Origin of the sequence: Streptomyces sp. URMC 123, assembly GCF_051386515.1 — a bacterium.
Lineage (GTDB): Bacteria > Actinomycetota > Actinomycetes > Streptomycetales > Streptomycetaceae > Streptomyces.
Genome location: NZ_JBPQTV010000300.1, coordinates 1 through 7,788, shown reverse-complemented (window position 1 = coordinate 7,788; position 7,788 = coordinate 1). Strand labels below are relative to the sequence as shown.

6 protein-coding genes, 1 tRNA gene and 1 pseudogene are annotated in these 7,788 nt (G+C 71.9%); 7 read left to right on the top strand and 1 reads right to left on the bottom strand.

Annotation, left to right across the window (positions count from 1 at the left end; genetic code table 11):
- The 5 genes and pseudogenes from ACSNOD_RS25410 to ACSNOD_RS25390 all read left to right on the top strand — a co-directional run.
- Positions 1-642, top strand: a pseudogene (locus tag ACSNOD_RS25410) (NADH-quinone oxidoreductase subunit L); the annotation flags it as partial.
- An 18-nt stretch (positions 643-660) separates the two neighbouring features.
- A complete protein-coding gene (locus ACSNOD_RS25405; RefSeq protein WP_436769375.1) occupies positions 661-2,337 on the top strand; it encodes a complex I subunit 4 family protein in 1,677 nt (558 codons plus the stop codon).
- Positions 2,337-3,896, top strand: a complete 1,560-nt coding sequence (locus ACSNOD_RS25400; protein WP_436769374.1) for an NADH-quinone oxidoreductase subunit N — start codon at positions 2,337-2,339, stop codon at positions 3,894-3,896. The genes ACSNOD_RS25405 and ACSNOD_RS25400 overlap by 1 nt, the downstream gene beginning before the upstream one ends.
- 137 nt (positions 3,897-4,033) lie before the next feature.
- Complete coding sequence (htpX, locus tag ACSNOD_RS25395; protein WP_436769373.1) at positions 4,034-4,897, top strand: zinc metalloprotease HtpX; 864 nt, start codon at positions 4,034-4,036, stop codon at positions 4,895-4,897.
- Positions 4,898-5,092: 195 nt separating this feature from the next.
- Entirely contained in the window at positions 5,093-5,485 is a 393-nt protein-coding gene (locus tag ACSNOD_RS25390; RefSeq protein WP_436769372.1) for a YccF domain-containing protein, read from the top strand.
- A 79-nt stretch (positions 5,486-5,564) separates the two neighbouring features.
- Here ACSNOD_RS25390 and ACSNOD_RS25385 read toward each other — a convergent pair whose 3' ends face one another.
- Entirely contained in the window at positions 5,565-6,053 is a 489-nt protein-coding gene (locus ACSNOD_RS25385; RefSeq protein ID WP_436769371.1) for a YajQ family cyclic di-GMP-binding protein, read from the bottom strand.
- Between the two features lie 197 nt (positions 6,054-6,250).
- On the opposite strand from ACSNOD_RS25385, the gene ACSNOD_RS25380 reads away from it, so the two are divergent.
- Positions 6,251-6,333 (top strand) — tRNA-Tyr (locus tag ACSNOD_RS25380).
- 1,073 nt (positions 6,334-7,406) lie between these two features.
- Positions 7,407-7,788 (top strand): hypothetical protein (locus tag ACSNOD_RS25375; protein ID WP_436769370.1); only part of this gene is annotated, 382 nt, incomplete at its 3' end.

The following is a 7,788-nucleotide window of genomic DNA, read 5'->3' as shown; positions in this document are numbered from 1 at the left end:
CCCCAGGGCCACCCCGTCCGCACCCCCTTCGTCATGAACGCCGTGCTGTGGGTGCTGTTCGTCCCCACCACCGCCCTCGGCGTCGCCGTCGGCGTGCTGCCCGGCTGGTTCGACGACCACTCGCTCGCCCCGACCCTCACTACCTCCGTCGTCGGCACCGGCCTCGCCCTCGCCGGCGCGCTCGTCACCTACGCCGCCTGGCGGCACACCACCGCCGCCGCGGCGCGCACCCCGCTCGGCGCGGTGACCGCCCACCCCCACGCCGAGCCGGCCCTCACCGAGATCGAGGCCATCGCCACCCACGAGGAGGTCTACGGCGACCCGGTCGCGGCCAGGGACCCCGCCGACCCCGGCCGGCTCCTGCTGGGCCCCCTCCACCGCCACGCCGCCCAGGGCTTCCACCTCGACGCCCTCTACACGGCCCTCTTCGTCCGCCCGGTGCGCGCCGGCGCGAGCCTCGTCCGCTTCCTCGACCGCGAGGTCGTCGACACCTATGTGCGCGGCGCCGGCAGCGGCGCCCGGCTGCTCGGCACGGCCGTCCGCCGCGCCCAGACCGGCAATGTGCAGACCTATGTCAGCGCCGTCCTCGCCGGCTCCGTCGTCCTGGCCGTCGCCGCCGTCCTTCTCGCAGCGGGGGCCTGACCCGTGAATCACACCGCCATGCAGTTCCTCCTCGCGGCCATCGTCGTCCTCCCCCTCGTCGGCGCCGTCGGCGGCCTGCTGCCCGCCCCGCCCGGGCTGCGCGGGCGCGGCCCCGAGCAGGCCGTGCTGCGCCACGGGGTGACCGTGACGGGCGCCGTCCTCGCCCTGTCCGTCGCCCTCGCCGTCGGCTTCGACCACGACCGCCCGGCGACGATGCAGGCCACCACCGACATCAGCTGGATTCCGGCCCTCGACGTCCGCCTCCACCTCGGCGTCGACGGCGTGTCCCTCCCCCTCGTCGTCCTGACGGCGCTGCTGACCTTCCTCTGCGCCCTCTACTCGTACTTCCGCATGCCGCAGGGCCCCTCCGCCAAGGGCTTCGTCGCCCTGCTGCTCGTCCTCGAGTCCGGCACCCTGGCCAGCTTCGCCGTCCTCGACCTGCTGCTGTTCTTCCTCGCCTTCGAGATGGTGCTCATCCCGATGTACTTCCTCATCGCCCGCTGGGGCGGCGAGCAGCGGCAGGCCGCCGCCTGGAAGTTCATCCTCTACACCCTGCTCGGCTCCGTGGTCATGCTGCTCGGCCTCCTCCTCGTCGGTCTCAAGGGCGGCACGTTCGACATGGTGGCACTCGCCACTGACAACGGGTCCTCGCTCGGTCACACCACGCAACTGATCGCCGTCCTCGCGATCGGTGTCGGCCTCGCCGTGAAGACCCCCATGTGGCCGCTGCACACCTGGCTCCCGGACGCCCACACCGCCGCCCCCACGGTCGGCTCCGTGCTGCTCGCCGGGGTGCTGCTGAAGATGGGCACCTACGGCTTCGTCCGCATCGTGCTGCCCATCGCCCCCGACGGCGCCCACACCTTCGCGCCCTATCTGGCCGCCTTCGCCGTCGTCGGCATCATCTACGGCTCCCTGGCCTGCCTCGCGCTGGCCCGCACCGGCGCCAAGGGCGACCTCAAGCGGCTGATCGCCTACTCCTCCGTCGGCCACATGGGCTTCGTCCTGCTGGGCATCGCCACCCTCACCCCCACCGGCGTCAACGGCGCGCTGTTCGCCAACGTCGCCCACGGCCTCATCACCGGCCTGCTGTTCTTCCTGGTCGGAGCGGTCAAGGAGCGCTACGGCTCCACCGACCTGGACACCCTCTCCGGGGCCACCGGCGCCGCCCTCTACGGCCGGGCCCCGCGCCTGGGCGCCCTCCTCGCCTTCGGCGCGGTGGCCTCCCTCGGCCTGCCCGGGCTGGCCGGCTTCTGGGGCGAGATGCTGGCGATGTTCGGTGCCTTCCGCCCCGCCGAGGGCCTCAGCCGCCCGGCGTTCCTGACCTTCATGGCCCTGGCGGGCCTGGGCACCCTGCTCACCGCCGCCTATCTGCTGGTCGTGGTGCGCCGCGTCTGCATGGGCGACCCGGACGGCGGCCCGGCGGCCGCGGCCGGCACCGCGACGGCCAAGGGCGCCGCCACAGCCGCGGCCGGCGCCGCGGCCGCCACGGGAGGCAGCGCCGCGACGGCCCCGGACGCCACCCCGCCGACCGCCGCCGGCTCACCCCGCGGCCCGCTGCCCGACGTCCGCGGCTACGAGTTCGCCGCCTGGACCCCGCTCGTCGCCCTCACCGTCCTCGCCGGACTCTGGCCCGCCGCCCTGCTCGGGCTCACCGACCCCGCCGTGCAGACCCTCCTCGGAGCAGGCCGCTGATGACCCAGAACGTCGTCCAGTCCGTCGACTGGCTCGCCATCGCCCCGCCCACCATCGCGGCCGTCACCGCCCTGGCCGTGCTCGTGGTCGACCTCTTCCTGCCCGAGGGCCGCAAGCGCCTCCTGGGGCCGGTCTCCCTCGGCGGCCTCCTCCTGGCCGCCCTCGCGCTGCTGCCCCTCCTCGACGGCGACCGGCGCACCTTCTGCCTCACCGCCGACCCCGCGGTGTGCAGCTACGCGGCCGACCACTTCACCCTCGTCGTCCAGTTCCTGGTGCTCGGCGGGGCGCTGCTGACCGCCCTGCTGTCGATGACCGCCGTCACCGACACCCGCCTGCCCGCGGGCGAGTTCTGGTTCCTGCTGCTCTCCTCCGCGGCCGGCGCCGCGCTGCTGCCCGCCTCCCGCGACATGGCCACGCTCGTCGTCGCCCTGGAGGTCGCCTCGCTGCCCGCCTTCGCCCTGGTCGGTCTGCGCCACGGCGACCGGCTCTCCTCCGAGGCGGCCCTGAAGTTCTTCCTGTCCTCGGTCACCGCCACCGCCGTCACCCTGCTGGGCATGAGCTTCGTGTACGCCGCCACCGGCAGCCTCCACCTCACGGAGATCGCCCGCGGCCTGGCGGACGTCCCCGGCCGGCTCGACACCCTGGCCACCGCCGGCGTCGCGCTGACCCTGGTCGGCTTCGCCTTCAAGACCGCCGCCGTGCCCTTCCACTTCTGGGTCCCCGAGACGTACGTGGGCGCGCCCCTGCCGGTCGCCGCCTATCTGTCGGTCATCGGCAAGGCGGTCGGCTTCTCCGGGCTCATCCTGGTGACGGTCGTCGCCTTCCCGTCGTACGGGGACGTCTGGGGCCCGGCCGTGGCCGTCCTGGCGGCGCTCACCATGACCGCCGGCAACGTCGCCGCCCTGCGCCAGGCGCCGGGGCGCGCCCACAGCGCGGTGCGGCTGCTGGCCTGGTCCTCCGTCGGCCAGGCCGGCTACCTCCTGGTGCCGATCGCGGCCGCCGCCTCCACCGACGACCCCGGCCGCGCCATCGGCTCCACGGTCGCCTACGCCCTGATGTACGCCGCCGTGAACCTCGGCGCCTTCGCGGTCGCCGCCCTGGTGGCCCGTACGAGCCCGGCCAACCGCCTGGACGACTACCGCGGCCTCTACGCCACCCGGCCCGCCGCGGCGCTCGCCCTGGGCTTCTTCCTGCTCTGCCTGGCCGGCCTGCCCCCGGGCATCATCGGCCTCTTCGCCAAGGTCACCGTCTTCTCCGTGGCGGTCGACGCGGGCCTGGGCTGGCTGGCCGTCGTCATGGCCGTGAACGTCGTCATCGCGCTGTACTACTACCTCCAGTGGACCGCGCTCCTCTTCCGCGGCGCGGAGGCCAAGGCCCCGGCAGCGGCGGAGACCGGGGACGAGGGGGCCGTCGCCGGCGGGGGAGCGGTGGCCGTCGCCGCCCGGCTCGCGGTCCCGGCGCCGCTCACCGTGGCCATCGCCCTCGCGGCCGCGGCCGGTGTCGTCCTCTCGGGCGCCCCGCAGCTCGTCCTGCGCTTCGCGGCCCAGACGCTGCTCTGAGAGCCTGCCCGCCCCCGCCCACCTGCGGCCTTGGGGAACCCGGGGCCGTCGCCTGGCGTTGACCAGTACGGGAGGGTCCACTGGAAGGTGGACCGACCAGAGCAAGAGGTTCCCCCGTACCACTGGGAGGGCGTACCGTGCACCGCCGGCACAACGGGCTGAAGACCGCCGTACTCCTCGGGGGACTGTCCGCGCTCATCATCGTCATCGGCAGTCTCTTCGGGCGTACGGGGCTGGTGATCGGCGTCCTGGTGGCGCTGGGCACCAACGCGTACGCCTACTGGAACAGCGACAAGCTGGCCCTGCGCGCCATGCGGGCCCGACCGGTCAGCGAGTTCGAGGCCCCGGAGCTCTACCGGATGGTGCGCGAGCTCTCGACCGCCGCCCGCCAGCCGATGCCCCGGCTGTACATCTCGCCCACCCAGGCGCCCAACGCCTTCGCGACCGGCCGCAATCCCCGTAACGCCGCGGTCTGCTGCACCGACGGCATCCTGCGCATCCTGGACCAGCGCGAGCTGCGCGGGGTCATCGGCCATGAGCTCAGCCACGTCTACAACCGCGACATACTCATCTCGTCGGTCGCCGGAGCGCTCGCCTCCGTGGTGATGTTCCTGGTCAACTTCGGCTGGCTGATCCCGCTGGGCCGCTCCGACGACGAGGAGGGCCCCGGCCTCCTCGGCATGCTGCTGATCATGCTCCTGGGGCCGATCGCGGCCTCCCTCATCCAGCTCGCCGTGAGCCGCTCGCGCGAGTACGAGGCGGACGCCTCGGGCGCCCGGCTCACCGGCGACCCGCTCGCCCTCGCCGATGCCCTGCGGAAGCTGGAGGCGGGCACCAAGCAGCTCCCGCTGCCGCCCGAGCCCCGGCTGGAGACCGCGAGTCACATGATGATCGCCAACCCGTTCCGGCCCGGCGAGGGCCTGACCAAGCTGTTCTCCACCCACCCGCCCATGGCCGAGCGCATCGCCCGGCTGGAACAGATGGCGGGCCACCGCCCCTGATCCGGCCGTTCCACCGCGGCGCCCCCTAGGGGGTCTTTCAGGGTCCCCGGCCCGCGAGGTGTGCAACTCGGCCCGCACGGCAAGGCGTCTTGACGACAGAGAGACGGACAGAGAGACGGACAAGGACGAGAGAAGTCGCCGGGAAGGCGACGGACAAGTGACCCGGGAACCCGGACGCGCGGAAGGCTGCTGCACATGAGGTTCATCCTGAACATCGTCTGGCTGGTCCTCTGCGGGCTGTGGATGGCCCTCGGGTACGTCGTCGCGGCCCTGATCTGCTTCGTGCTGATCGTGACCATCCCGTTCGGCATCGCCTCGCTGCGGATCGCCGCGTACGCGCTCTGGCCGTTCGGCCGGACCACGGTGGAGCGCCGTGACGCGGGAGCCGGCTCCCTGATCGGCAACGTGATCTGGGTGATCTTCGCCGGCTGGTGGCTGGCCCTCGGCCACATCGTCACCGGCATCGCCCTCTGCGTGACGATCATCGGCATTCCGCTGGGCATCGCGAACTTCAAGCTGATCCCGGTCTCGCTGATGCCCCTGGGGCGGGAGATCGTCCCCTCCGACCGCCCCTTCGCCGCGCGCTGACGAAACCACGGCCCCCGGCGCGTCGAGTGGACGCGCCGGGGGCCGTGGACGCACCGGATGTGCCGGCGGAAGGGCCCGGCTAGCGGTAGTTCACGAACTGGATCGCGAAGTCCAGGTCCTTCTCCCGGAGCAGCTGCTGGACGGCCTGGAGGTCGTCGCGGCTCTTGGAGGACACCCGCAGCTCGTCGCCCTGGACCTGCGCCTTGACGCCCTTGGGGCCCTCATCGCGGATGATCTTGGCGACCTTCTTGGCGTTCTCCTGGGAGATGCCCTCCTCGATCGTGGCAAAGATCTTGTACTCCTTGCCCGAGGCCTGCGGCTCGCCCGCGTCCAGGGACTTCAGCGAGATGCCGCGCTTGACCAGCTTGGACTGGAAGACGTCGAGGATCGCCTTGACCCGCTCCTCGCTGTTGGCGCGCATCTCGATCTTGTCGCCCGACCACTCGATGGAGGCTCCGACGTTCTTGAAGTCATAGCGCTGCGAGATCTCGCGGCCCGCCTGGTTGAGGGCGTTGTCGACCTCCTGCCGCTCGACCTTCGAGACGATGTCGAAACTGGAGTCGGCCATCTTGAGTTGGCTCCTCGTACATAGATTCGTTCAGGACGGCGGTCCAACCCTCGAACCGCAGCCGCCAGCCTAGCCACCCTCCCTCGCGATCCTTCGGTGATCGACCAGGTGGCGAAGCACCCCCCGGCATCGGGTATGGTTTACGTCGTTGCCAGGGAACACCGCGGCGAAAGCGGCGGGACCCGGGCCACATCCCCGGCGGGTTGCCCGAGCGGCCAAAGGGAGCAGACTGTAAATCTGTCGGCTTACGCCTACGCAGGTTCGAACCCTGCACCCGCCACGTGGATGAAAAGCGGCCTCTGGTCTGCGGAAACGTAGATCAGAGGCCGCTTTGTCGTACGCCCCGGCGGGGCCTGGTGGCGGGGCGAACGGTGGCGACGCGCCCGGGGCCGCGAGGGGCATCGGTCACGCCGACGCGTTTCCGGCCACGGACGGGTCGATCCGGCCACGGATGGTCGATCCTGTTCGCCACCCCTCGCCACCCGCACACCTGGTCCCATGACCCGCGCTGACCTGGTTGTACGTAAACGAAACGATCTTTCTATCCGTTCTTTCGCCACCCCTTCGCCACCCGGCGCGTCACCATCGCCACCCCGCTGCCCTGGTGAAGAACCCTGCCGAGCCCGCCGATGTGGCGGTTTGCGCGCTAGAGTGATCCTCACAATGTGCAGCATCGAACACTCTCAGTCATCAAGGAGCGTCATCGCGAGGCGGCACGCCGTCGCGGGACGTCGGCCTGTGGCCAGGGAGTGGTGCGGGCCCGACGCGGGCGAGCGATCTCTCGCATGCGACACGAAGGGCCCGGTTCCGGTCGTGACCGGAGCCAGGCCCTCGCGTGCGAGGCGTTGTGTGGGCCCGGCCGACTAGACACCGGCCGGGCTCGCCAATGCGAACCGCGACCCTTCGTCCGTAGTGCCCACCATCGTGTTCCCCTCGCGTCGGATGAGCCGGGAACCGATCCCGCTGCTTCCGCTACGTCAGGAACTGCTCAACGCAACCCGCCACGGCGGTGACCGTCGTGAGGACGAGAGCCGCCAGCTGCATCCAGTCCCGTCGCCGGCGGCGCTTCCTTCGTGGTCTCGCCATACCTCGGACTCCTTCCCTCTCGTGGGCCGCTGCCCCCGTGGTGGCGGGCCCCCGCTCAGGAGCGAGCGGGGAGTCGATGAGAGACGAATCAGATCGAATCCAAGGTGCGGCCAACCCTACTCGGGGGAAAGCGCGCTTCGGGTGTGCTCGCGAGCCAGCGATCGGATATCCACTCGTATGAGTGGCTGTACCGGGCTTTCGAAGGCGAACCGTCGATGACTGGTTCCGTACCACCGGTGTTCACATGATGTGGGCCGACTTACGCCGATGGTCGCGCGCCGTGCTCACGCGCCGGCGCCCGACGCCTACGCCGAGGCCCGCGTCGACCGCTTCCTGGCCGGCGCCGCCGTCTTCTTCGCCGCCGTGCCCGCCGACTTCTTCGCGGACGCGCCACCGCCGGACCCCGACCCCGCCGCGGCCGCCGCCGACTTCGAGCCCGACCGGCCCTTCGCCGACCCCCCGGACGACGACGCCTTCTTCGCCGTGCTCGCGCTCTTCTTGCCACCGGTCTGCTTGGGCGAGGCGGCCGGCGTACGAGCCGTGGAACCGGTCGACTTCTTCGCCGAGCCGGCCGTCTTCCGGGCGGCCGGCTCGGCCTTCTTCGCCCGCTTCCGGGCGCCGATCGGCGTCACCTCCGCCCCCTCCGCCC